29 protein-coding genes are annotated in these 23,281 nt (G+C 35.7%); 18 read left to right on the top strand and 11 right to left on the bottom strand.

What is annotated here, in order from left to right; genetic code table 11:
- Positions 1-114 precede the first annotated feature (114 nt).
- Positions 115-723, bottom strand: a complete 609-nt coding sequence (locus G3255_RS19765; RefSeq protein WP_211656310.1) for a recombinase family protein — start codon at positions 721-723, stop codon at positions 115-117.
- Between the two features lie 446 nt (positions 724-1,169).
- Between G3255_RS19765 and G3255_RS20450 the strand changes: the two genes are divergently transcribed.
- The 7 genes from G3255_RS20450 to G3255_RS19735 all read left to right on the top strand — a co-directional run bounded on the left by G3255_RS20450 (position 1,170) and on the right by G3255_RS19735 (position 4,274).
- The gene (locus tag G3255_RS20450; RefSeq protein ID WP_442757097.1) at positions 1,170-1,448 is read left to right on the top strand and encodes a tubby C-terminal domain-like protein; all 279 of its coding nucleotides are present in this window, start codon (positions 1,170-1,172) and stop codon (positions 1,446-1,448) included.
- Positions 1,424-1,705 carry a tubby C-terminal domain-like protein gene (locus G3255_RS19760; protein ID WP_211656309.1) on the top strand — a complete coding sequence of 94 codons (282 nt, stop codon included), beginning with the start codon at positions 1,424-1,426 and terminating at the stop codon, positions 1,703-1,705. Before G3255_RS20450 ends, G3255_RS19760 begins: the two co-directional genes overlap by 25 nt.
- Positions 1,706-1,856: 151 nt before the next feature.
- Positions 1,857-2,333, top strand: a complete 477-nt coding sequence (locus G3255_RS19755; RefSeq protein ID WP_211656308.1) for a hypothetical protein — start codon at positions 1,857-1,859, stop codon at positions 2,331-2,333.
- A 242-nt stretch (positions 2,334-2,575) separates the two neighbouring features.
- On the top strand, positions 2,576-2,746 hold the full coding sequence (locus G3255_RS19750; RefSeq protein ID WP_211656307.1) for a hypothetical protein: 171 nt from the start codon (positions 2,576-2,578) through the stop codon (positions 2,744-2,746).
- 150 nt (positions 2,747-2,896) lie between these two features.
- Positions 2,897-3,247, top strand: coding sequence for a hypothetical protein (locus tag G3255_RS19745; protein ID WP_182091652.1), 351 nt, complete (start codon positions 2,897-2,899; stop codon positions 3,245-3,247).
- A 61-nt stretch (positions 3,248-3,308) separates the two neighbouring features.
- Positions 3,309-3,554, top strand: coding sequence for a hypothetical protein (locus tag G3255_RS19740; RefSeq protein WP_182091651.1), 246 nt, complete (start codon positions 3,309-3,311; stop codon positions 3,552-3,554).
- Between the two features lie 297 nt (positions 3,555-3,851).
- Complete coding sequence (locus tag G3255_RS19735; protein WP_211656306.1) at positions 3,852-4,274, top strand: NUDIX hydrolase; 423 nt, start codon at positions 3,852-3,854, stop codon at positions 4,272-4,274.
- A 424-nt stretch (positions 4,275-4,698) separates the two neighbouring features.
- Here G3255_RS19735 and G3255_RS19730 read toward each other — a convergent pair whose 3' ends face one another.
- Positions 4,699-5,898, bottom strand: coding sequence for an MFS transporter (locus G3255_RS19730; protein ID WP_211656305.1), 1,200 nt, complete (start codon positions 5,896-5,898; stop codon positions 4,699-4,701).
- 274 nt (positions 5,899-6,172) lie between these two features.
- On the opposite strand from G3255_RS19730, the gene G3255_RS19725 reads away from it, so the two are divergent.
- The 3 genes from G3255_RS19725 (at position 6,173) to G3255_RS19715 (ending at position 11,262) form a co-directional block, all read left to right on the top strand.
- Positions 6,173-6,904 (top strand): GNAT family N-acetyltransferase, encoded by a 732-nt coding sequence (locus G3255_RS19725; RefSeq protein ID WP_211656304.1) that lies wholly within the window; start codon positions 6,173-6,175, stop codon positions 6,902-6,904.
- 202 nt (positions 6,905-7,106) lie between these two features.
- A complete protein-coding gene (locus G3255_RS19720; protein ID WP_211656303.1) occupies positions 7,107-10,130 on the top strand; it encodes a DEAD/DEAH box helicase in 3,024 nt (1,007 codons plus the stop codon).
- A 31-nt stretch (positions 10,131-10,161) separates the two neighbouring features.
- Positions 10,162-11,262 carry a phospholipase D-like domain-containing protein gene (locus G3255_RS19715; protein ID WP_211656302.1) on the top strand — a complete coding sequence of 367 codons (1,101 nt, stop codon included), beginning with the start codon at positions 10,162-10,164 and terminating at the stop codon, positions 11,260-11,262.
- Between the two features lie 406 nt (positions 11,263-11,668).
- Here the strand turns inward: G3255_RS19715 and G3255_RS19710 are convergent, their stop codons facing one another.
- Positions 11,669-12,619, bottom strand: coding sequence for a nucleotidyl transferase AbiEii/AbiGii toxin family protein (locus G3255_RS19710; RefSeq protein ID WP_211656301.1), 951 nt, complete (start codon positions 12,617-12,619; stop codon positions 11,669-11,671).
- Positions 12,588-13,235 (bottom strand): DUF6088 family protein, encoded by a 648-nt coding sequence (locus tag G3255_RS19705; RefSeq protein WP_211656300.1) that lies wholly within the window; start codon positions 13,233-13,235, stop codon positions 12,588-12,590. The genes G3255_RS19710 and G3255_RS19705 overlap by 32 nt, the downstream gene beginning before the upstream one ends.
- A 333-nt stretch (positions 13,236-13,568) precedes the next feature.
- On the opposite strand from G3255_RS19705, the gene G3255_RS19700 reads away from it, so the two are divergent.
- The 3 genes from G3255_RS19700 (at position 13,569) to G3255_RS19690 (ending at position 14,569) form a co-directional block, all read left to right on the top strand.
- Complete coding sequence (locus G3255_RS19700; protein ID WP_211656299.1) at positions 13,569-13,817, top strand: hypothetical protein; 249 nt, start codon at positions 13,569-13,571, stop codon at positions 13,815-13,817.
- 180 nt (positions 13,818-13,997) lie between these two features.
- A complete protein-coding gene (locus tag G3255_RS19695) occupies positions 13,998-14,282 on the top strand; it encodes a hypothetical protein (RefSeq protein ID WP_211656298.1) in 285 nt (94 codons plus the stop codon).
- Positions 14,283-14,356: 74 nt separating this feature from the next.
- Complete coding sequence (locus G3255_RS19690; protein ID WP_211656297.1) at positions 14,357-14,569, top strand: hypothetical protein; 213 nt, start codon at positions 14,357-14,359, stop codon at positions 14,567-14,569.
- 66 nt (positions 14,570-14,635) lie between these two features.
- Here the strand turns inward: G3255_RS19690 and G3255_RS19685 are convergent, their stop codons facing one another.
- Entirely contained in the window at positions 14,636-15,064 is a 429-nt protein-coding gene (locus tag G3255_RS19685) for a DUF4181 domain-containing protein (RefSeq protein WP_211656296.1), read from the bottom strand.
- A gap of 430 nt (positions 15,065-15,494) precedes the next feature.
- Between G3255_RS19685 and G3255_RS19680 the strand changes: the two genes are divergently transcribed.
- The gene (locus tag G3255_RS19680) at positions 15,495-16,001 is read left to right on the top strand and encodes a CueP family metal-binding protein (protein WP_211656295.1); all 507 of its coding nucleotides are present in this window, start codon (positions 15,495-15,497) and stop codon (positions 15,999-16,001) included.
- Between the two features lie 35 nt (positions 16,002-16,036).
- The gene (locus tag G3255_RS19675; protein ID WP_211656294.1) at positions 16,037-16,453 is read left to right on the top strand and encodes a GNAT family N-acetyltransferase; all 417 of its coding nucleotides are present in this window, start codon (positions 16,037-16,039) and stop codon (positions 16,451-16,453) included.
- A gap of 374 nt (positions 16,454-16,827) precedes the next feature.
- Here G3255_RS19675 and G3255_RS19670 read toward each other — a convergent pair whose 3' ends face one another.
- The 4 genes from G3255_RS19670 to G3255_RS19655 all read right to left on the bottom strand — a co-directional run bounded on the left by G3255_RS19670 (position 16,828) and on the right by G3255_RS19655 (position 19,360).
- Positions 16,828-17,232 carry a hypothetical protein gene (locus G3255_RS19670; RefSeq protein ID WP_211656293.1) on the bottom strand — a complete coding sequence of 135 codons (405 nt, stop codon included), beginning with the start codon at positions 17,230-17,232 and terminating at the stop codon, positions 16,828-16,830.
- Positions 17,233-17,422: 190 nt separating this feature from the next.
- The gene (locus G3255_RS19665) at positions 17,423-17,995 is read right to left on the bottom strand and encodes a YcxB family protein (RefSeq protein ID WP_211656292.1); all 573 of its coding nucleotides are present in this window, start codon (positions 17,993-17,995) and stop codon (positions 17,423-17,425) included.
- 146 nt (positions 17,996-18,141) lie between these two features.
- On the bottom strand, positions 18,142-18,819 hold the full coding sequence (locus G3255_RS19660; protein ID WP_211656291.1) for a hypothetical protein: 678 nt from the start codon (positions 18,817-18,819) through the stop codon (positions 18,142-18,144).
- Positions 18,806-19,360, bottom strand: coding sequence for a sigma-70 family RNA polymerase sigma factor (locus tag G3255_RS19655; protein ID WP_211656290.1), 555 nt, complete (start codon positions 19,358-19,360; stop codon positions 18,806-18,808). Before G3255_RS19655 ends, G3255_RS19660 begins: the two co-directional genes overlap by 14 nt.
- Before the next feature lie 214 nt (positions 19,361-19,574).
- Between G3255_RS19655 and G3255_RS19650 the strand changes: the two genes are divergently transcribed.
- The 3 genes from G3255_RS19650 to G3255_RS19640 all read left to right on the top strand — a co-directional run bounded on the left by G3255_RS19650 (position 19,575) and on the right by G3255_RS19640 (position 21,612).
- Positions 19,575-20,123, top strand: a complete 549-nt coding sequence (locus tag G3255_RS19650; RefSeq protein WP_249222423.1) for a sigma-70 family RNA polymerase sigma factor — start codon at positions 19,575-19,577, stop codon at positions 20,121-20,123.
- Positions 20,113-20,913 carry a hypothetical protein gene (locus tag G3255_RS19645; protein ID WP_211656289.1) on the top strand — a complete coding sequence of 267 codons (801 nt, stop codon included), beginning with the start codon at positions 20,113-20,115 and terminating at the stop codon, positions 20,911-20,913. Before G3255_RS19650 ends, G3255_RS19645 begins: the two co-directional genes overlap by 11 nt.
- Before the next feature lie 102 nt (positions 20,914-21,015).
- On the top strand, positions 21,016-21,612 hold the full coding sequence (locus G3255_RS19640) for a YcxB family protein (RefSeq protein WP_211656288.1): 597 nt from the start codon (positions 21,016-21,018) through the stop codon (positions 21,610-21,612).
- 348 nt (positions 21,613-21,960) lie between these two features.
- Here the strand turns inward: G3255_RS19640 and G3255_RS19635 are convergent, their stop codons facing one another.
- Positions 21,961-22,830 carry a polysaccharide deacetylase family protein gene (locus G3255_RS19635; RefSeq protein WP_211656287.1) on the bottom strand — a complete coding sequence of 290 codons (870 nt, stop codon included), beginning with the start codon at positions 22,828-22,830 and terminating at the stop codon, positions 21,961-21,963.
- Positions 22,814-23,281 (bottom strand): hypothetical protein (locus G3255_RS19630; protein WP_211656286.1); only part of this gene is annotated, 468 nt, incomplete at its 5' end. The genes G3255_RS19630 and G3255_RS19635, both read right to left, overlap by 17 nt.

The following is a 23,281-nucleotide window of genomic DNA, read 5'->3' as shown; positions in this document are numbered from 1 at the left end:
CCCAAATGGTAGACACTTTAATAAAGTGACCCATTCGGGGTTCAGTTCACGATTTACTGAAAGCCTCTTTTTTTTTGAGTTCCTTCTATATAATATACACTTAATTGAAAAGCATTATTTTACTTCAGATTCAAAATTCCTCACCAATTTATAGAAAGTCGTTTTCTTAATTTTTAATTCTTTCATCGCTTCAACTGCAGTTAGTTCTCCAGCTTTCCATTTTCTATATACCACTTTAAATTCCTCTGAAGCAAGAACTGGGGACCTACCAAAACGAATACCATTTTGCAGCGCCAAATCGATTCCTTCTCGCTGCCGTTTCCGGATGCGTTCCCGTTCCTCTTCTGCCATCCATGAAAGAATCTGCAAAACCAAATCCGCAATAAATGTCCCCATGCTGTCTTTGTATTGCGTCGTATCGAGTAACGGCATATCCAGCACTACAATATCCGCTTCAATATTTTTCGTCAGGTCATTCCACTCCTGGAGAATCTCTTCTTTGTTCCGGCCAAACCGATCTAGCGAGTGGATATATAAAATATCTCCTTTTCGAATAACCCGTTTCAGTAATTGATAGTTTACGCGTTCAAAATTCTTCCCACTTTGCTTGTCCAAATAAATGTCCCGTTCATTGATGCCCATTTTCCGCATGGCTTCCAATTGACGGCCTTCGTTTTGATCTTTGCTGCTGACGCGTATGTAACCAAATTTTCGATGTTCCATAATTCACCTCTAAAAACGATTCTTTCTTCTCATTATACCTGAAAAGTGTTCGTAAAAGTGTATGCAAATACGCGAACGTTCGTAAAGTATTTTGATACGTTTACGAACGCTATTTTCGACCTTTTTTAGCTGTTTTCAAAGCGTTCGTAAAAGTGTACTTTTACGAACGGTTTTACTTCGAGATAACCTCAGTCAAGCCTCTTTTGAAATAGTGGAAATTAATGTTAATATTAATTCAATAGCTACTGAAGTTAAGTATTCCTTCATCAGTTAGAGTTTTTTGGATTTATGCTAATACGACTTTATTTGAGCATGGCTGCAAAATGATAACTCTTAAATTTGTAAACGTGCAATATTCGAGAGAGACGAAGAATTTCGATAAAGCAAGTTACTAAGTAATTGGTGAAAATTTATAAAATCAGTAATTCAACGTTGGGGGATTTAAAGTGAGGTCTTATACCTATCAAGGACCATATATGAAATCTAGTACTGCTCGGATTAACATTTCTGATGTAGAAAACGTTAACTTTGGATATATAGAAAGACATTTTAAAACTATATTTCACAGGCTATTCGATATGTGGGTTGGCGAAAATAAATTCCTTTCCAATCATCGAGCATTTAATGAAAATGGCGAGAAGATTATAGAGGCACATAAAAAAAACTACATAATGAAGCGTTCGGACTACCAATTTTCATTTTGGGTGGTCAATATAATGAAGTAAAACTAATTGCCAGACAAAAAGGAATCGATATTATTAGTCCCATTTACGAAATAAACGGAAATGATATACATATAACAACAAAAAAAGAAATCCTTGATTGTGTAAAGTTTTATGAGAATGATAAGGAAATAGCTAGTTGGAAAATTTCGGTCAAAGAAAAATTTAAGGTTCATATTTTAATTGAGTATGAAGCGACAATACAAGATCCACTTTTTTATGCTATTTCTGGTCAAATGTTATATTTTGTTGGTGATTAAGAAGATAACGCGTTGGAATCGTTAGAATTGTCCTCACAGAAGCAAGAAAGCGAGCCTGATACGGTGTTCACTCTAGAAAAGATGTTCGAAGCTTTTAGAAACGAATTTGGAAGAGATAAAAAGCTGTATTTAGAAAAACAGGAGGAATTTTTTGTCAAAGTTCAAAAGTAAAAACAGGGATAAGATAGGGATACTAGCTGTAACTACTGTTGTAGTTGTAATTTTACTTATAACAGCAGGCTTTGTAGTGTTGCCCTTTTTTGCCATCTACGGTTTATATGAGGTGTTGGAGGAATTAAATTTAATTAATGTCACCACTGGCGATAGCTTCATGGGAAATATAACGTATTTCACTTTTTTAATTTTCGTCATGTACGTTATTACACTTATTTTAGATTTAGTATCTAAAGTAATAATTTATAAAAAGAAGAAGAAATTAGCTATATCAAGAGGTAATATGCTTTTAAATTATGGAATCCAAACAGTTATTGCTGCATATCTATTTAAAATATTACTCGATAATTTTTTCTCAAGAATTGACTTATCACTGGTTGGATCACTTATCTCTTTTGTAATCATGTATTTAATTTACTTTTCGTTACTAGATGATTATGAAGTAGAACAGTGATTTCATGGTAAAATTAGGGAAAAGAAAAAGATCATCTGCATTGATGATCTTTTTTCGCTCGTACACATCGATTTTCACCTTTGAGATTAACGGAACCGAATGTAACTTAAGTGCAGTTAAGTTACATTCACTTCCCCTAAAGGTTTTTATTTCTCGAAATAAAAATTCCAAATATTTGAATAAAATTTATGTTAAATTTAAAAAGTAATAGAAGAGACGGAATATTCGAATGGGGCGATGAAATGAAAGGTTTATTTTTAGCAATATTAGGGGCACTGGCAGCTTGGTTTGTAATTAGTTTCTTTACAAATGATTGGGATACCACTGGACTAATTTATTTGATCCTTGGGATTGTAGTAGGATATCAAGTTCGAAAGCAAAATACAGAGAAATCAGCTAATGATGCTCTCTAATTACGGTGTTTGATAACTAAATTAATAAAGGATTTAGAATTTTGTTCTTAGAGATTTGAATGTAACTTAATGTGAATTAAGCTGCATTCAAACTTGGTTAAAGTATTAAAAAATATTATTTAGTTAAGAATGAAATATAGGGAGTTTGTGATGAAAAAAAATATAAGTTCTATCATCGTGATTTTGGCATTAATCGGCTTTTTAGTTGCAACGTTTTTTCTTCAGTATGAATTTTTATTTTTAACTCGCATTGCTTCACTTATCTTCGCACTCGTTTATTTAGTAAGTGAAGTAAAGCAAGAATATTTCTCAACAAACAAGCCGTTATTTATTCTCTTTAGTATCATCAGCATGCTAGCTATAACGGTATGCATTATACTTGATGAAACTTCCGCGACTGATGGATTCAATGCTAGAAGTTTCATGATTCTGGTATTTGTTTTCATTCTTCTGGTCGTTAGCTATAAAGATTTATATACCAAAAAAAATGTTGCAAAGTAATTTCAGATCAAGCAGAAAGGCACGCGGTAAAATAAATTTTCATACTGGAGATGAAAATGCGATGAGTCGATGCAAAGAAGAGGAAATCATATTCGATACGATGCGTGAAGCTGATGTATGGGCTGATTCAATTGCAAATGAAATGTACGGAAGGCTTTATGATAGTTATAGTACTCCTGACTATAAAATAGCTTATGCTCTAGCTTTTAGATTAGCTACCATCGAAAACTGCAGAGTATATACCAACGATGAAAATGCGGAAAATAAATATAAAGTATATGCTGTATTTGATGATTCAAACTCATAAATTCCTTGAAATACAATTTTTTAATATTCTTCAAACTATATAAAAATAACGAATTTGAATGTAACTTAATAGCAATTATGTTACATTCATATAATTGCTATTGCTAGGTTTTAGAAAAAAGTAATTTTCTAAACCTCTCAATATAGTATTTAGATTCAAATCAATGATTTAAAGGTGCTGTAAGAAGGGTTCTAACGAAAAATTTGGTGGCAAGAAGTGGTAGGGAAACAAAGCAGAAAAGACTCACTTCACTGAGTACTCATTCTCTTTGATTATTAAAAATAAGGGGTCCTTCGAATGTCAAATTCCTTTAAAATAGTTGTCGCATTAAAAGGTGTAATTGTGAATGATGGGGAAGTTCTGATCGTCCAAAGAATAAAAGACGATGAAGTCGGGGGTGGAACTTGGGAATGTGCGGGAGGCAAGCTGGAATTTGGAGAAGCTTTAGAAGGCTCGCTTTTACGGGAGATTAAAGAAGAGGTAGATTTAGATGTCGTAGTTGAGAAACTATTATATGCCACAACATTCAAAACTGATCTTACAAGACAAGTTGTTATTCTAACCTATTTATGTAGCAGCAGTAATCGAGAGGTTCTTTTATCTGAGGAACACGTTGACTATGAATGGGCAAATAAAGACCAATTGAAACTACGTTTACCTCAAGAAATAGTAGTCGATTTTGAGAAAAATAACGTTTTCTCTTTAGACGTATTACACTGATTTTTTATTTTTAAAGACTGTATATTTAATAAATCTTATATAGAAATACTAAGTAATAGTTAGAAAAATGGAAGAAAAATTAAAAAGTTTAAAAAGTGATGAGGTTATTGAAAAAAAGTTACTGCAGTTATTACTTTGGAACGCCTCAAGGTACTTTTCAGGTTGTGAATGTAACTTAATACTAATTAAGTTACATTCACTTCCTTGATTCTACTGGCTTCCCTAGAGAATCATTCCGAACTAATTTCATTAGAAAAAATGATACATTCAGAATGCTGTTCTGTAAGGTTTTAGAACTTGAATCTCAAAAAATGTAGGTTTACATATCGCAGCTTTATCGGAAGTATGTTCATGAAAAAGTGACAAGTTAAAAAGAAGGAGATATTCGGAATATAGCCGAATGTCTCCTTCTTCTACTAAAAGATTATACTGTTCGCCATAGTAAGAATCTGCCTTTATAAGCAATCAAACTGACGATGCTCAATAAGATTCCAGACAAGATGAATACCCCGCGAATGCCAAATGCGTCTGCCAGAACACCCATCAAAAGGGAAGCAATCCCAAAGGTTCCGGTACCAATTGCGCCGAGTGTAGTAAATACGGTTGGCAATTGTGCTTTGGGAACACTTGTCTGAACCACCGTCTGTTGCGGAATATTTTTAATCTGACCAAAAACCCCAACCAAAAAGGAAAAAAACAGCGCGAGCATCGGAAGGCTGGTCAATCCAAAGAAGATGGTGACCAAGCTGCTGGAGATGGCACCAAGAAAAATAAACTGGCTGAGCTTCTGTTCGATCCAATTCGAAAACCGTAGACAGAACAAGCTGCCAGCGATCAATCCTAGGAAAAATGCGCCATTGATGAACCCCCACCATTTTTCATCTGCCAATAAAGCATCACTGACAAAAACATAGAGAATTGCCGCAATCCACACCGTTCCAGCTATCGTCTCCATGACATCCATCCAGACAATTCGCTTGAGTACAGGTGAAGTGGAGACCGTTTGCCAGCCTTGGCTGATTTGTTTCCACTTTTCTTGCTCCTTCGATGGCGTAAAGTCGATCGTCTCCAAAAAGCTCAATAGTAGACTCGAGCCCAAAAACAAGCCAGCTGTTAACCAGACCAATTCAGTTGCAGAGAGCCAAATCAACAAGGAACTACCAACAAACCACATGGCAGTCTGGATCAGTTGGGTAACAGTTTCCGTAAGGCCATTCGCTTTTAGCAGCTGTTCACTCTTCACATAATTCGGAATGAGCGATTGGGTTACGGGATTAGCACAGCCATCCAGTAAGGCGACTAAGCTGATAACCAGAAACAGTCCGTAAAAATTGGCCAGCGAGAGTTGCGGTAGAAAGAATGCCAGAACGATTAGCAACACCGTTTTGCCCATCTGCGAACCTGCCAACAGCCATTTCAGGTTGAAGCGTTGCATCAACAAAGGTGTTAAGGTGTTCGAGATGAACATCGAACTGGTGATGGTAAACGGTACGAAAGCAGCCGCGGTGGCTGATCCGGTCAATTCAAAAATCATGTAAATGATGCTGACAATGTACAAGACATCGCCGATATTGGCAAGCGATTGCCCAGTCAGCAATAAGTTGAAATTTCGATTCAGTTTCATTATTCAGTTCCCCCAAGAAGTCAATTAGTAAATGATTTCTACTAAAGGGGATTTATCAAATTGGACTAGTTGTCATGTCAGCAGTTCCTTTCCGATTGAAGATAAATCTTTGGGGGACTTAGATTTATCGAGAAGTTTGATTATTCCTATTATACGTGAAGTTCTTGGAAAATAAATGGCGACTAAAGAAGAATTTGGATATAGTAAAAGAAAGTATCATTTTGCTAACGTTACACGATAAATAATTTAATTCAATATAGTAGGGAGTGTATATATGTTTACTACTAAGGGAGCAAAAATCCTTGACGGTACACCAAATTACTTGGTGATTGAAGAAGTAGGAGAAATAGATTCTGTAAAACATTTTGAAGAGGTCTTATACGAAATGAAAGAATATATTGAAGAGAAGGAAATTCATTCTGTTTCGATCGTTCTTAATGAAAAAGAAGCTGGATATACTCAATATACGAGTCTACTTGAAGAGTTCAGTTATCAAAAACAAGAAACTCAATACTTTTACAAACGTGAACTTGCTTCTTTCGAAGTTCTGAAAATAAAAGCATCTCTTGAAATAAAATCACTGGAAGAAACAACGAGTGATGTATTTATAAAGGCTTGGACAGGGGCTAGTGTCGGTTCGCTGAATGCTTCAACTCCTTTTTCGTCTCTTTCTGTCGAAAAAGAATTTGAAGGGATGAAATCTGAACTTGGCTCGGATTATAGAAAAAATTGTCTGGTTATTTTTTATGAAAATCAGCCAATAGGCGTGACAATGCCTCAAATTGAACAGGGAACTATTGATGAGGGCAGACTGTTTTATTTTGGACTCATACCATCTTTCCGTAACAAAGGTTGGGGTCAATATCTACATAAACTTTCACTGCATCTTCTCAAAAAAATGGGCGCCACTTACTATATTGGCGCAACCGGACAAAATAACGTTCCCATGCAGCGAATATTTCAAGCTAATGAATGTGAACTGATTGAAAGAAAGGTTTATTTATAAATTGATTGCTTAGATGAACTGTTTAACTAGTTTACATATCATTAGATTATCGGCAGACAAGAAACTTTCGAGTTTCTTGTCTTTTTAGTTTGTACAGCACATCTTCACGAACGTTAAAAAAATTTGAATTTATAGATGTATATTATTTGAATTTTTAAATGTTAAAATATGTATATGTAAATCGAATGAGAGGTGTTTTGCTATGTACAAGAAAAGAGTATCAATAATAGATCGTGGAAATAAACTAAGCTTTACAGTTGATAACAAAGGCAATAAATTTCATAACCAAGAGATTATTCAAAGTTGGAAAATGTTTTATAGTGAAAAGGTTAAGAGAAATGATGATGAAGTTGGTCTAAGATTACCACAATTCGGAGCATTATCAGCTATTAGAGCGCACTGGGCTACTTCGAATTCTCCAGCCACTATTGTTTTACCAACTGGTACAGGTAAAACGGAAACCATGTATGCAACAATTATTTCAGAGCGAATTGAATCAACTTTGATCATAGTGCCATCCAATCTTTTAAGGGAACAAGTATTTGATGGGGCAAGTAAATTCGGGATTTTAGATAAATTAGAAATGATTAATGATAAAGTCATTTTTCCAACTACTTTTATGTATAAATCAAAAGTAAAAGAAAAAAAAGAAGACGTATTACTGAAAGCTATAATAGAAGCAAATATTATTGTGTCTACGCCTAAAATGATTAACAATATGCCACCAGATATCTTGGAAAAATTAATTCAAAAAGTAGATGTCGTAATTTTCGATGAAGCTCATCATATTGCGGCTCCTGAGTGGAGTGTTGTCAGAGAGTATTTCAAGGAAAAGAAACTTCTTCAATTTACTGCAACACCATTTAGAAATGATGGGAAAAAGATTGATGGTAAGATAATTTTCAATTACGGATTAGGATTAGCACAAAGTGCAGGTTATTTTAAAGCTATTGATTTTTATCCTATACAAGAGTTTGATGAAAAAAAATCAGACGAAGAAATTGCTAAAATTGCAGTTAGTCTTTTAGAAGATGATTTTAAAAAAGGATTTGAACATGTAATTTTAGCTAGAACTAAAACACGTAAGCGAGCCGATGAGCTATTTGAACAAATATATTCTAAATATATAAACCTTAATCCTGTAATAGTTCATGCAGGTATTCCGAAAGCTGAACGTGAACTCTCTATGAAAAAGATAAAGGAGGGCATAGCAAAAATTGTAGTTTGTGTAGATATGTTTGGAGAAGGTATTGATATACCGACACTCAAAATTGCAGCTATACATGATAAATACAAATCATTACCGATTACTCTTCAGTTTATTGGAAGATTTGCACGAACTGGCAGTAAAAATTTAGGGAATGCAAAGCTTGTCACAAATGTGGCGATGGATGATTTAAAAGAATCAATTGAAGAGTTGTATAGACAAGATTCTGATTGGAATAGATTGCTTACTTTACATTCATCTAATGCTATTAATGAAGAAGTAAAGTTAGGGGAGTTTATTAGTAATTTTGATAAAGGGCATGCACAAGAAATTGATTTGTCTCAGATAAAAATGAAAATTAGTACTCGAATGTTTAGATATAGGAATAAAAAAATATATTTAGATAATTGGAAAGAAGTGTTAGATTCTACTAGGACTCAAGCATTTATTAATAAAGTAGACGATATTTATATTTTTATTGAAGAAGTTGAAAATAACGTTGTTTGGTCGGATCAAAAAGACATTATTCAGTATGATTATGAATTTTATGTAATATATTTTGATAAAGAAAGCGGTTTAATTCATCTTAATGATTCTGATGTCAGCAAAGGGAATAAACTTATCGAAAAAGTATTTCCAGATGCTTGGGCTGTTAAGGGGGATTCAATTTATCGAAGTTTAGATGGAATCAATAGATTAATGTTAGGCACTTTGGGACTGAAACAACAACCTAGTGGACGAATAAGCTTCAGAATGTTTGCAGGCACGGACATAAAGACTGGAATAAGTGAAGCCACCTCATCAGGATCTGTTAAATCCAATCTGTTTGGTTATGGTTTTAAGGATGGAAATAAAATTAGTATTGGCTGTTCCTATAAAGGAAAAGTGTGGATGAGATGGGTAGAAAGAGTAAATTTTTGGACTAAATGGTGTAAAAATATTGGAGAAAAAGTTTTAGATGACACTATTAGTACAAATAATATTTTAGACAATTCTTTGACTTTAGAAGAGATAAAAGAGTTTCCGTTAGGAGTACCATATAAAATCATTTTACCTGAAACCATTGAGACGGATAATTCTTTAAATAAAAGAATAGTATTATCAAAAGAAAATAGAGAATATCATTTCTTCGAGATGGAACTTAGAAGTCCCGAATTAGTAAACGGTAATCTTAAATTTGAAATGGCTTTAAATGAACGTATTTTTATTTTTGAACAGCAGATACATGCTAGTGGATATAACTTCAAGCAAATTGAAGGCGATGAATTAAAAGTAGTTGTAGGTAAAAAAACAATTGTAATGACGGATTACTTGTATGAAAATTCACCTGAAATATCTTTTGTGCAGGATGATGGAACTGTAGTAGTGATTCAAGAAAATCTTATGACAGTTATTAAGCCTAAAAGGAATATTGATTTATCAAGGGATAAATTATGTGTTATAGATTGGAGGAAGTATGGCGTAAATATCAAATCGGAATCTCAAGGTAGGGATAGAAAACAAGATTCTATCCAATACGCTACAATTCATAATATCGTAGACTCCTCATCAGATATAATATTTGATGACGATGGAGCTGGGGAAATTGCGGATATAGTAACTATAAAAGTGAATCAAGAAAATCGGAAAATCCAGTTCCATTTTTATCATTGTAAATATTCTAGTGAACTACAGCCAGGAGGACGCGTTTCAGATTTATATGAAGTGTGTGGACAAACAGAGAAATCCATTATGTGGAGTGATAATGCGATTGTACTAGTTCAAAGGATGATTGAAAGGGAGAAAGCAAGAGTAAAAGATTATGATGATACAAGGTTCGAAAAAGGAAATTTAGAAACATTATTTACGTTAAAAAAGATGATTAAATCTGGCTTTGAAACAAGTTTAGAGATTTCAATAGTGCAACCAGGTGTTTCTATCTCCAAAATGACGGATTCGATGAAGCAATTGATCTTGGCGACAGATACCTACTTAAAAGAGACGTATGGAATTCCATTGTCGTGTTATTTTAGTAACTAATAATAAAGATTTCTACGAAAGGTGTGTAGCATTGTTTAATCCGTATGAAACTAAATCCTACGATATTGATTCATTCTTTGAAAAAATAGAGCAGAAGAAGTATGAAAGCATTACTCAAGCAGAATTTGAAGAGATTGTAATGGCTATAAATAATATATATAATGGCGGCGACGATTTAATTGAGCAGTTCAGTAAAGCGGAACTAATCCAACGATTGGATTATTTATCAAGAGCTATGACGCATTGCCATTTAGATAAGAGGAATAAACATTATATCTTTAGCAATTTGTATAAATTAAAAGAAGGCATTAGTTCAGAATCGAGGCGACGCCTATTTAGCGAAAAGTCTATGGTAATTGAAGACGAATTAAGCATTAAAAATATATATGTTACATTTCGTTTTGGCATTTTAAATGAACAACCTTATTTATTAATGAAGCATTCTTATGGCAATAATAGCATCATGAATCTAACTGAGCAGGTAATAGCTATAATCGAATCTGAATACTTGAAACGATATGGATTTGATTTAATTGAACACGTTGCACATATCTATTTCATTGACGTTTCATTCGGGGTTGGACGTGTGCCATGTGAGAAGGTATTGATTGAAAAAGGATTTAAAAATCCTAAATGGGAATCATTTGATAAGGAGCAATTTGATAAATTATGGAATAAGTTAAATCCCGACATGGGTTTGCAACCGATTTTTTGGGAGTCTAATAATTCGTTTAAAGCGTATAGTCTTATTAAAGAAATACTGTTACAAGCAAAGAAGAAAATTCAAATCATTGATCCATACTTTGATAAAACTATCTACCATCTAATTGGTGAGTTAAACGCTGATATACAAGTACAGTTAATCACGGAAAGAGTTTTAGGAGACGCAGGTATTGTTTATTCTAAAATTAAAAAAGAACGTGGCAAAATTGAGGTGAAAGCTAGTAAGAAAAATCATGACCGCTTTATTATCATAGACGAGAAAATGGTATTTCTACTAGGTGGCTCTATCAATTCAATTGGAGATAAGGCTTCTATGATTATTCCGATAGAATTAAATACTTTAAAACAGGAAATTAAAAATCATTTTAAAGCACAATGGAGTGCAACAAAAGAGATAAATGAAGGTTAAGCTTCTGGAACTGTCTAAGACTAGGAATACATAGTCGATATAAAAAATTATAATAAGCAGAAATGGCAACCTAGAGATTTTTTAATATGTACCCGCATGAAGAAGTGTCAACAGACTTTTTTGTCTTTATTAAGTCACTAGAAACAAAGGTTACATCTTTTAAAGGCAATAACACTTATTTTAGAGAGCGTAAAATATCTTGTGTAAATGGAAGAGAAGAGAGTTCTGATTAGGTACCCAAGTTACATATTGCCGGATTATCGGAAGCAGAACCACCTATTAATGAAACCGAATGATTCACTGAAGATTGTAAAGAAGAAGCAACTCCAGTTTTTTCGATAATTTTAAAAAAACAGAGCTTTTATGGTTTCTACAAAAACGCCCAACCAGTTAGCTGGTTAGGCGTTTATATTTTGATGACATTTGGTAAAAAGCTACTGTCACTAATTTTTTTCAAGCTATCGATAGTTTCTTCATAAGACACGTCTTCTGCCAGGAACGTTTTTGTGTTTCGGTTATAGTCCTGCTTATAAAAATCCGTCTGAATGATTTCCTTCAATGTCTTTTTTAGTTCATAGCCTAGCTGACAGGAAGCCGTGTCCCGACCATCCCTCCGAATCTCGATCACTTCAGGAATCAGCATTTTCAATCCTTCTGGATCGACAAACCCACTTCTCTCAATCATATGAAGATCATACAGGTGTCTCGAATAGCGAGTACTTTCTTTTTTTTCATAATAATCACAGATGGCAAAGATTTTATCAAGAAACGTCCGGTCAATTGTCTGCACATTAGCCTCAAAAGGTCTCATTTCATATTCGTCCATAAACTGTTCTTTTTCTGCTTCGTCTCCTTCTGCAGCTATGACAAACTTTGTGATGTAATTACTTACCTCAAGCTGTTCGAAGGGGAATGGCCTGTAAGCGACGTTCGTTTCCACCAGGATGTGAGGGGACATCTCGCTATCACCTTCAAATTCTTTTCGATATCCAATTTCATACTCATTGAACTCTCGGCCTGATCGAATTTTTTCCGGATTGAGTAATGCAAAGCCGAGGTCCTCAATCACTGATTCAATCGCTGTCTTCAATTTCTTTTTTTCGCTTCTTGGCAGCTTGTTGCTTTCCCCAAGAGGAACGCTGAGATCCAAGTCCTCTGAAAAGCGCTTGATGACATCGTAGCATTTTGAGAGGGAAGTCCCACCCTTAAATACAATGCCAGGGAAGTTAGAGACCAGCTGCTTCAGAAGCAGCGATACGTAATAATCCTTTTCGATCTGGAAATTTTGCAGCCCATACGCTGCAGCTGCCGACCGGACTAACTCATTAAACAACTCGTTCTCTTCGTGCAATCGCATCTAATAACCCCAATTCATATACTCTCAGTTTTGTTTTTATCGGGTACGCATCGAGATATCCCTTCACTTCCTGTTCATTCAACGACACGCCCTCTAGATAGGACAGGATTTTCTCTTTTGCCACTTCAAGCGGTTTTTCACTGTACTGCTCATAATTATTCAACAGGTCGAGCACTTGAAGAAGCTTGTAGTTGGATTTATTCACGTTTGCTCTTGATTTTCGGATAATGAATCTTTTTTTGTAGACGCTCACTTCCCGCTTGGCTGCGGATGCATTATTCGTCACGATGGTCGCAACCGCTGCTGTTTGGGAAGTCAGACCCAAAGCATTGGCAAAATTGGTACCTGACTTGTAACCGATAATACGATCTCGATCCTCTATAAATTTCTTTCGCACAATCTGGTCTGTATCAAGCACAGCCGAGCCAAACATCGGTTTCTTTTTTGGGATGAAATAGATGCCGTTCTGGACTTTCGCAAGCAGCCCTTTGTCAGAAAGGCGCTTGATATACTGCCTGAGTGTACTTGGATTCAGCTGGAGCTTCTCTTTTAGTTGCTCAGTAAGAATAGGTTCATCGTATCCGTATTCATCTAATAGATATTGATAAAGTTCCATCGGTACTCACCTCTTCCCTATGTTGTAACATATTTATATTATAAATTTCAAAAACCGTTACAATTCATGCTGTCGAAACCAAAAGGAGAACTTCTCTTTTTTTAGCGACGATATAGTGTGTTAATAAAGTAGAGGAGGGAGAAATATATCCGCTTAGAGATGCATTTTTCCTGATATGTTCGCAAAAGTGTACTTTTACGAACGGTTTTTAATTTTAATACATCATAATAAAAAGTCAGGAGATATTGGGATATTTTGGTACAATATATATAGGACACTGGCTTGAAGGTTCATGTGAAGTGGGCTTATAAAACAAATTAGAGGGGGAATAGAATGAACAAGTTTGGTTTGTTATCTCTATTGATGTTTGTTATTAGTATCACTGCATTCTTTATAATGAGAGGACCAGATGGAGATATATATATAACCATAATAATATTGAGTGCCCTTTCGGTTATTGGTCTATTATTTGCAGCATTATCTAAACAAATGCTTTGGACGATTTTAGGTGTTGGTGTGAATTTGATTCCATTAATATTCGCCTTTCTGCTGTTACTTGCAATGGGGATAAGCGAGCCTTAAAAAATTCAAATGGAACAAATCAAAAACTACCTTTACACAACTAAAAATCAAAGAATACCAAGGGCACTGTACATCAGTATTAGTAGGTATTCGAATGTAACTTAAGTGCAGTTAAGTTACATTCATTTCCTGGATTTTGAGTTTCATTTGATTAAAATGTAAAGAGGAAGGAGTGGTTTCATGCCACAAACAATATGGGGAAAGTTATCTTTTGTAATTTTAGTTCTGCTTACAATTGAAGCAGGTTGGGCATTAATTATGATGTTTGAAAATTTCCTGGGAGCGCTGACTCTAATCCTAAAATACACTCCGTTTTTAGCTCCATTGGGAGTAATAATTGGGATTGTGGGAACTCTTAAAGAGAGTAAAAAAGAAAAACTCATACCACTCTCAACGTTAATCTTGAGCATTGTTTTAATCGCCTTATTTCTATTAATCTTATTTGGTTTTCAATTCGGCGGATAAAATAAAATGAATGTAACTTATTGTGAATTAAGTTACATTCGGATCCGCAAAAAGTATAGGAAGAGGGAATTGAGATGAAATATATCTTAAACGGTTTAATTACTGTCTTATTATCTATTATCGGATTTTATGCGATTTTGACTCTTTTTATTTTCACGGTGAGCGATAGTGATGAAGTGGTGCTCTATGCATTTGCAATTGTCATAGCAATTTTGCTTATTGTCATTATCAATCAACTAGTTAGATTGAATGACAAGTTGAATAAAACAAAACGCGAACTCAGCTAATTTTGAATGTAACTTAATAGCAATTAAGTTACATTCGCATTCCAGTAGAAGGGCTAGTTATATTGATTATAAAAAACCAAAAAAATCAGTTGTAAATAATGAAATGAGAAATACAAGTAGAAAAACCAGTTGGCTGATTGTATAAAGATAGGCATTAGGATTCTTCGCATATTTGCGCTCCATGATTGCTCTTACGATTTCGGTGGCAAAGAGGAATACCAACAACAAAAACCATGGTTCTAGGAGCAAATAAGGTTCTTGAGGAAGCCTCGTCACATTAATAAAAAATCCTACTACCATCATAGTGATACCGAAAATTCGGATGCTCCAATCGATTTTCTTGTGCTTATCATTTACATGGTTATTGGAGAATGCTTTTGGTTTTTCGACTCTTAACCACTTTCGCATGATGGCATTAAATAAGGCTAACATAATGAGGAAAATAGCAACTATGAGAAGTAAAGCTAATGAAAAAGAAGATTCAACACCATACATGAAGTCGCCTCCCTTACTGTTCAATTAGTTATACTAACTATACTAATCTACTTTCTTTAAAGTTTCATTTTTTCAAAAAAGAGGAATTCAGTGAAAGTTTCTTCTTTATTTTGAATGTAACTTAATCCTAATTAAGTTACATTCAGTTTCTTCATTTCATTGACTTAATCAGAAGACGAAGCGAAATTAAACTCAATAAAACAAATGATACATTCAAAAGACAATTCTATAAGGTTTTAGAGACGGAATCGTGAAGTGTATATTTTACATTTTAAGACTCATCAAGAGAAGGAGCTTTAAATGAAGTTGGTGCTGCGCTTCTTCTTTTTTATGGAAACATAGGTGAAAAAGTAGGTTCATAAAGTCGTACGAATTCGGTCCCTCAGGCAGGCTAGGGCTTTGATATAGTAGGGAAGAGAGGAGAGATTATATGAGAGTGCCATTCATAGTATTGATGGTGGCTTTATTGGGCTTCTTAGCCGGATGTACAGACGACTCCACGTTGAATGAAACAGAAGTAAAAGAGTTGGTAGCTGATTTGAGCGGAAGTGATGAAGTCAGTGCAGCTTCGATTGACGATCGAGAACTGAAGGTGGAAGACGAGGGAAAAACAACGATTTATCCATTGCCGGAAGAAGAGTTCTTTGTCTCGATTGCCCCGTATGAAACGTATACGCATCCATGCGAAATCCATAGCTTAACGGGATGCCAAGGGGAGCTAGCGGAAAAAGAAATGAAAATCACCGTGACGGATGAACAAGGAGAAGTCCATGTAGACAAGCTGATGACAACACCAGCGAATGGATTCATCGATTTGTGGCTACCGCGGGATCAAACCTATACGGTTGAAATCGAAGCAGACGATAAAATCGGAGAACTTCAATTCTCTACATTCAGTGGTGAGCCAACGTGTTTGACCACCATAGCGTTAAGCTAAAGATGTTTTAATGGAGTAAACAAGGAGTGGTGATAATGACGAACATCCGCATGCACGTCGGATATGATGAAGAGGAAGCCGGATTTATCCGATACAATTTGGTCAGGCACAACAAATCGAAAGTCGCGTATACCGAAGAAGAGAAAATGAGCTTTGTGTTGAAGGATGAACAAGGTGATATCCTTGGAGGGCTCGTCGGCCATACAGACTGGGAATGCTTTTTCGTGGATCTCCTGTGGGTGGATGATTCCCTGCGTGGTATGGGAAAAGGTCAGGAATTACTGGAGACGGCTGAAGCGTATGCACGCGGTCAACAATGCCGGTTGATGAGACTGGAAACCTTCAGCTTCCAAGCGCCTGATTTTTATAAGAAATTAGGATTTAAGGTTTTTGGAGAATTGAAAGATTTTCCGAAAGGTTTCACGCATTACTATTTGTACAAAAATCTCTGAAATAAAGTAATGTTGTTTTACCCGTTCTTAATCTAGTTTATGTGTCCTGATTACACTAAAAATTACATAATAGAAAGAGCAAGAAAAGTTAAGTTTCAACCAATTTTCTTGCTTTTTCTATTTATTGCTTTTAGAGAAAAAGTATATTTGGAGAGCGTAAAATATCTTGTGTAAATGGGGTAGAAAGAAAAGACTTTTCTAATATTTAGTTTACATATCATCAATTTATCGGAAGCTGCAAAAATATAAAGGGATAGAAGATGCTAATCGAGAAACATCTTTTATCCCTTTCCGTTTGTGAGTTTCCATTAAAAAGATAAAAAGTTTTTTTCTAACCTAGTAGGAATCCATTCCTATATTCAACGGCCTTTATTTTAATTAATCGTGTTGTGGATTTCATTTAGTATATCTTCGAATTCTTTATAGTGAATTTGCTTTTCTTCATCTGTAAGTCTTCCGAAATCACCGCTAATGATGCCAGCTACTTCTTGAAGTTCAGAAAATTCTGTGGACACTCCTAAATCCTTCATTTCACTAACATCAATCGAATTGAGTGCAATAAAAGTAGTTTCCTTTTCAATATTCTCTTCATCAAGTGCACTACCATTCCAATGATTCTGAGCGATTGCTATATATTCTTTTGCATTTCCTTCAGTAGTTACTTCCTCCGTCGTTTTCTCTGTCGAAACATTGTCTTCCGGTACTAGATTAATCCAAGTGATGAACAGTACTAAGGCAGAGAATATAGCAATAAAAATACCAACCATAATTTTCTTCATTAAATACCTCCTATTTATCCCCATTATTGTAGCACAGGATATTCCATTTCTTGTCCAAATAATCTACTTTCATGAATTTGTATTTCATGAAATTATTAGTAGTGTTGTAAAAAAGAAAGAAGAACGATACAGATAAAAAAACAGCTACGAGTCCCTAATACCGAGAGCTTGTAGCTGATGAATTATGTACTTAGTTAATATTGGAGAAATGTTGCTTTAGCAACTCACGCAGTTTCTCCTGCTGCTCAGTGGTGATCGTCTCAGCTTTTTGGGGAATGATGAGGGCTTCTCTTTTTTGTATATAGAGGAAGTACAAATCTCCATAATCTCTTACTTTTTGAACGGATTCCCACGAAACATCAATGTCTTCTTTGATACCATTGTGAACAGACTTTACATTCAGTCCTTTAGATTTCAAGATGATTGCAATCGGTCTTGGCCATCTTCTGTCTTTTGTTTTTTTAAAGAGTTGCTTATATTGCCATAGAATCACCGGTACATAGATTTTCTTTAGAAATGGAGCTGAAATCAAAGCGATCAATGCAGCCGAACCAAAGGTCAAAATATAGTAAGTAGACCGATTTTCAAACTGAAAAAGGACGGGCGTTAGTTGAATCATTAGCCAAACAACTAACAGAAAGACAAACAAAACGATTAAAAAGTGAAACAGCCTTCCTCTTATTTTGTGACGAGTAGAATAGCGTGTTTCGTATTCTTGAAAAGTTAACACATCGTCATATGTCAATTGATATTGAATCTGCATCGTTCCACTCCTTTAGTATCCTTATCTCTTTTTAGATCCGCACATGGCCGACTTTGTGATCGAGTAATTTTTCAATCTCTGCACAAGAATATCGGTCGTAAGAGTATAAACCATTTTTTATGGATGTTCATTTCTTTTACCATATTTTATTGTATCACGTCATTGAGATCAGCTAACTGTTCTTCAAATTCATGGAAGGCTACTCGTAGTTCTTCATCAGTTAGTTCGCCATAGTGCATGCTAATGTCAAGCGCATTCCGCTGGAGTTCGTCAGCTATCGCTGTTGCCTCAAACTCCTGGAGTTCCTTTTCGTAATAATTGAGGTAACTGATTGTAGTAAAGGCAATCGAAATTTTTCGGTCTATTTCTGGATCTCCGCTATCATCGCCATTATGCCAATGTTCCGTCGTAACAGTTAAGTACTCTGCTACATTAGCAAACTCGGAAACTTCCATTTGGTACATACCACTCTTGGGGTTTGCTGCGTCCTCTTTGGTCCATTCTCGCTCTTCGGGCAATGCACTCTCGGGTTTTTTAGGAACCACTGCAGAAGTAGTTTGTTTCTCTTCTTCATCAGCAGCTATGGCAGGAAAATTGGTAGTGGGGGCAGGTGAGCGATCACCCATATAGATAAGTCCAAACACCATCATAAGCCCAACAGCTGAAACGAGAACTGTCCAATAAATAGGATTAAAGGAAAGCTTTTTGTTTCTATGTTCACGAATACGTCGCTGAATTTTGATTCGTTCAGCCGATGAGAAATGAACTTCTTTTTCTAAATCTCGATTGATTTTGCTTCGTATCTCACGATCAAATTTGTCCATGATCAATCATCCTTTCTAGTTGCGTTTGAAGCGTGCGTTTGCCTCTCAATAGTCGAGATTTAACAGTATTAATACCAATAGACAATACATCGCTGATTTCCTGCATGGTCATTTCTTGGTAATAGTACAGAATCAACACTTCTTTATACTTAGGCGATAACATGGAAATTTTTGAAAGAATTTCAGAGGAGGTTTCTTCTTCAAGATAATGCTCCTCAGCTGAAGCATCGTTCTTCTCCGAGGAGGAGAATGGGCTATAAATCAGTTTCTTAACCCGCCATAACCTGTGGTAGTCTTTGCATTTATTAATAGTGATTCGAATTAGCCAAGTTTTGATGTTGGATTCAAATCGAAAATTTTCCAACTGGTGATAGCAGCTAATGAAGACTTCTTGGATGATATCATCACATTCAGTTAAATCGTTTATGTATAGGTAAGCAATTCGCTTTAATTCTAGTCCATAATCCTCCATCAATTGGGCGATTACTTTTTCATGATCGTAAGGTTCGCCATTTGTATCAGCGTTATCCGGCCAAGGCATCAAGACTCAACTCCTTTCTATAGTAATTAGACGGTTGTCACTTCTCTTTTGACCCGTAGTATTCGGAGTATTTCACATATGCTATTTCAAGATTATAGAGATACGCGATACAAAGTTCCGATTTTGAAACCATAGAGCAGTGAGACTCGTCTTAGGGACAGCTCATTTCACCTTGGATTAAAATACTATGTAAAGATAGAAGGGGGGCAGCACATTGACCGACGAAAACAATATGCCTTTAAAAATTCAAAAAGAAGCCTGGTTAGAAAATCTAATGGATCAATATGGCGATCGTCTAACAAAGCTAGCCTATAGTTATTTGAAGGATTGGGGAAGGTCACAGGAAGTTGTCCAAGATGTATTTCTGACCTGTTACCAACAATACGATACATACGAAGAAATCAACTCCTATAAGGCATGGATTTATAGAATCACCATTAATCGCAGTAAAGATGTCCTCAAAAGTTCTTGGGTCAAGCGAGTTGTCCTGAATACTCAGTTGTTCCAGTACATGCACACGAAGGAACCTGCACCAGACCTGGCGTCACTTCAAAGAGAAGGAGATGAGGAACTGGCAAATTCCGTATTGTCTCTTCCGATTAAATATCGTGAAACCATTCATCTTCATTACTACGAAGATTTGTCGATACCTGAGATGGAAGCTCTGTTAAAAATTAATCAGAACACCTTGAAAACTCGTTTGCGAAGAGGCCGGAAGCTACTGGGAGAGACTATCAAAAGAGGTGATGTATATGAAGGATAGATTGACTGAGTATCGCGAGGCGATGGATAGAAGTGTCTTCAAAGATCAACAATTCACTGGGAAACAAAAACAAGATATTTTAAAAAAGATTAATGAGCCACCTCAACGAAAAGAGAAAGCTGAGTGGATTCCTCGGAGTCTAAGCGTCGCTTTTCTAGCCATCCTTTTGTTAATTGGAGGCTATCTATTAAAAGCACAAATTGAAGATAAGGTTCCGCATACGACAGAAAGTACAGTGGAGCAACCGTTACCCGAAGCCAGTAATCCAGAAGTAGCTGCAGGTGATGATAGTCAAAAGGAAGAAGAAACTCTAGAGTCGCCATATAGAGAGATTAAAACGTACTTTGAGGACTATGAACTTCCCCAGGAAGGTCGATTACCTAAAAGTGATGCAATAAATGGGATTAGTTACGAGAATGGATATACATTTGACCGAGACACAAAGGCGATGGTTTCTCGAGTGTGGAATAACGGAGAAGTAAATGAACCATCTGAAGGACAGAAAATAGGCGTCATTATGGGGTGGTTAAATGACGCTTCGGGGATTCCTGACTTGGAAAGTATGACCATAACAAACGATCCCAATCAATTTCAGCAGCCCATTTCTAGGCTCGAACAAGTAAAAGAAGCGACGGAGTTTGAACCGTTGAAGAAGTGGACTTCAGAAACGATCGAAGTTCTTGCGTCAGCTCAAAAAACAGAAGATATGGATGCAAGGCAGGAATTAATAGAAGAGGGGTATACCAGGCTACAAAAAATGACTTCCTTAATCACAGAGGAAGACAAGTAATAGAAGAAAAAATGTGTAGAGATATGTCGTAGAAATATGTTGGTATTCCAGGTACAGACAATTGGAACATTTACTTTTAAAAACTATAATGAGGTGCATCTTTTGATTTTAAACTATCAGTTAACAGTCGATGATTTATTCGCGCTCCAGAAAAATTATTTTCGTACTAATGAGTACCATATTAATAGAGGCAAACTAGCTTTTGTTGTCTTAATGTTGTTTTCCTATTTTGCTTTTAGCTCCTTCTTGCTGAATATCTTGCCGGGAAATGTCTCTCCTGATTTAATTGTTCCAGTCTCTATAGGAGGAGGCATCCTTTTGGCTTTGATTCTCCTGCCATTCGTCCGAGACTTATACTTTAAAATACAGGTTTGGCGATTTAAGATAGCTTTTAATCGATTAAAAAACAACGGGTGGCCAAAGGAGTGCCTCACAAAACTGACTCCTGAAGGCATCGAGCTGCATGTTCACAACAGCCAACTTGAAGGAAAGACTCAATTGAACTGGAGTGCATTTCAGAAGGTAGGAGAAGACGAGCACCGATTTTTCCTGTATCACACGGATACGGATGCTGTGGTTCTTCCAAAGCAAACAGATTCACTGAATGAAGAAAGTCATAAAGAACTGAGAGATTTGCTCACAGGGAATTTAGGTCATTTGTTTAATACAAACTCGAAGAAAACAGCCAATGTATTATAGATGTGAATATCGCTACTTACGTTCTTGTTAAAGATAAGCAAGAACTGAGTTTCACTATATTTTATTGATAACAGCTCATATAAAAGAGCTGATAAATGCGTCACATATTAGTTAACATATGACCCCTTATCGGAAGTCACCATGAATTTAATAGTAGAAAGGATCAATTCAAGTCAAACCAAGTAAAAAATTTCGAGTCTAATGGCCAGATTTTCTTTGATCAGGATGTTTTCTTGTGTAGTACAAGGGTGAAAAAGAACAAGAACGCCAAGAGGGTAGTGCACCTTCAAAGTTAGTATTTAAACTTAACTTTTAAATGCACTACCCTCTGATGATCTTTTCTGAATCTTACTGACTTTCAATGAAAGGAAGGATGACTTTGCGATGTGTGGCATCGTTAACAAGTACACGATTGATGTAAAAATTATCATCTGTCGGCACTATTGTTTGCGGTGCTAATATATATCCTGCTTCTAGCCCTTGATCCCGTAGTGCCTGAGCCGTAAAGTCATCAGTATTCCCGTATGGATAAGCAAAGCTGCGCACGGTTATTTCAAGCTCTTTTTCAATAACTTCAATACTTTTTTTCAAATCGCTTTTAAATTCCCCTCTATTTTCTGGGACCAGAAATATGGGGGTTTCGTTTTCAAATCGATGCATTTTATATGTGTGAGATCCAACGCTGGCAAGTCCACTGCTTTCCATTTCTCTTATTTGATCCCATGTAGCCATTTTTAAGTTACTGAAATCTTCATCTCCCACACGTCCTGCGATAACAAACATGGTAAATGGAACCTCTGCTTTTTTCAAAATTGGAAAGGCATTTTGGTAAACCGAGTAATCAATGTCGTCAAAAGAAACCCACACACATTTTGACGGGAAGTTTCCTGATTCCTTCGCTTGCAGTAATTCGTCTTCTGACAAGAAAACAGCTCCTGCATCAGCTAATGATGTCAATTGTTCTTCAAACTCTGTAGTTAATACACTGTACTTAACCAATTCATCAGAGTTTAATAGCCACCTGCTGATTCGATTGGGAACAGTATCTTCTAATACACGGTGATAGTTTAACCCCAAGCAACTCTCTTTTTTAAGCTCTTCTGGAAAAGACATTGCGGACTCATCTACTGTAAATACTTCTTCTCGAATATCATCCTTAAACAGAAAAAATGTATATATCAAAGCTAGAACAACGATTAGTTTAATGGCTTTCTTCATGCTGCTTTTCCTCTTCTAATGAAATTATTGGATTTCTTTCAAAAACCATATAGTTACTCTGGAGTTTTTCAATATTTTCGACACTCATTAATTGCAATGAGAGTAGATCACGTTCAGTTACCATTTTGGGGTAAGTTCGACGAGTCAATTGGCCAAACCGTTTCTTATTGTAGAGATGATTGGTAAATAGCAGTAAATAAATGACAATAAACATGGTGAATCCAAACCCAATGACTGCTTGAACTTCGCTATTTGTTGTTTTGAATGTCGTGTTCAGTGTTCTTGTTACACCATTACTAATTCCAGTAGTAGCTGATAAAATGAAAATCATCACGATAATCGTATATCCCCAAAAAAATAACGTAATGAGCAGATCGCTAACAAATCTAAGGTTTGAGCGATTTCCACTTATGATCATGGTTTCTTTAGACCTCGATCTGGACTTGACCAT

This window comes from Planococcus sp. MSAK28401, from assembly GCF_018283455.1.
Classification (GTDB): Bacteria; Bacillota; Bacilli; order Bacillales_A; family Planococcaceae; genus Planococcus; species Planococcus alpniumensis.
The sequence above is the reverse complement of the archived record's forward strand: the minus strand, read 5'-3'. Positions and strand labels throughout refer to the sequence as shown.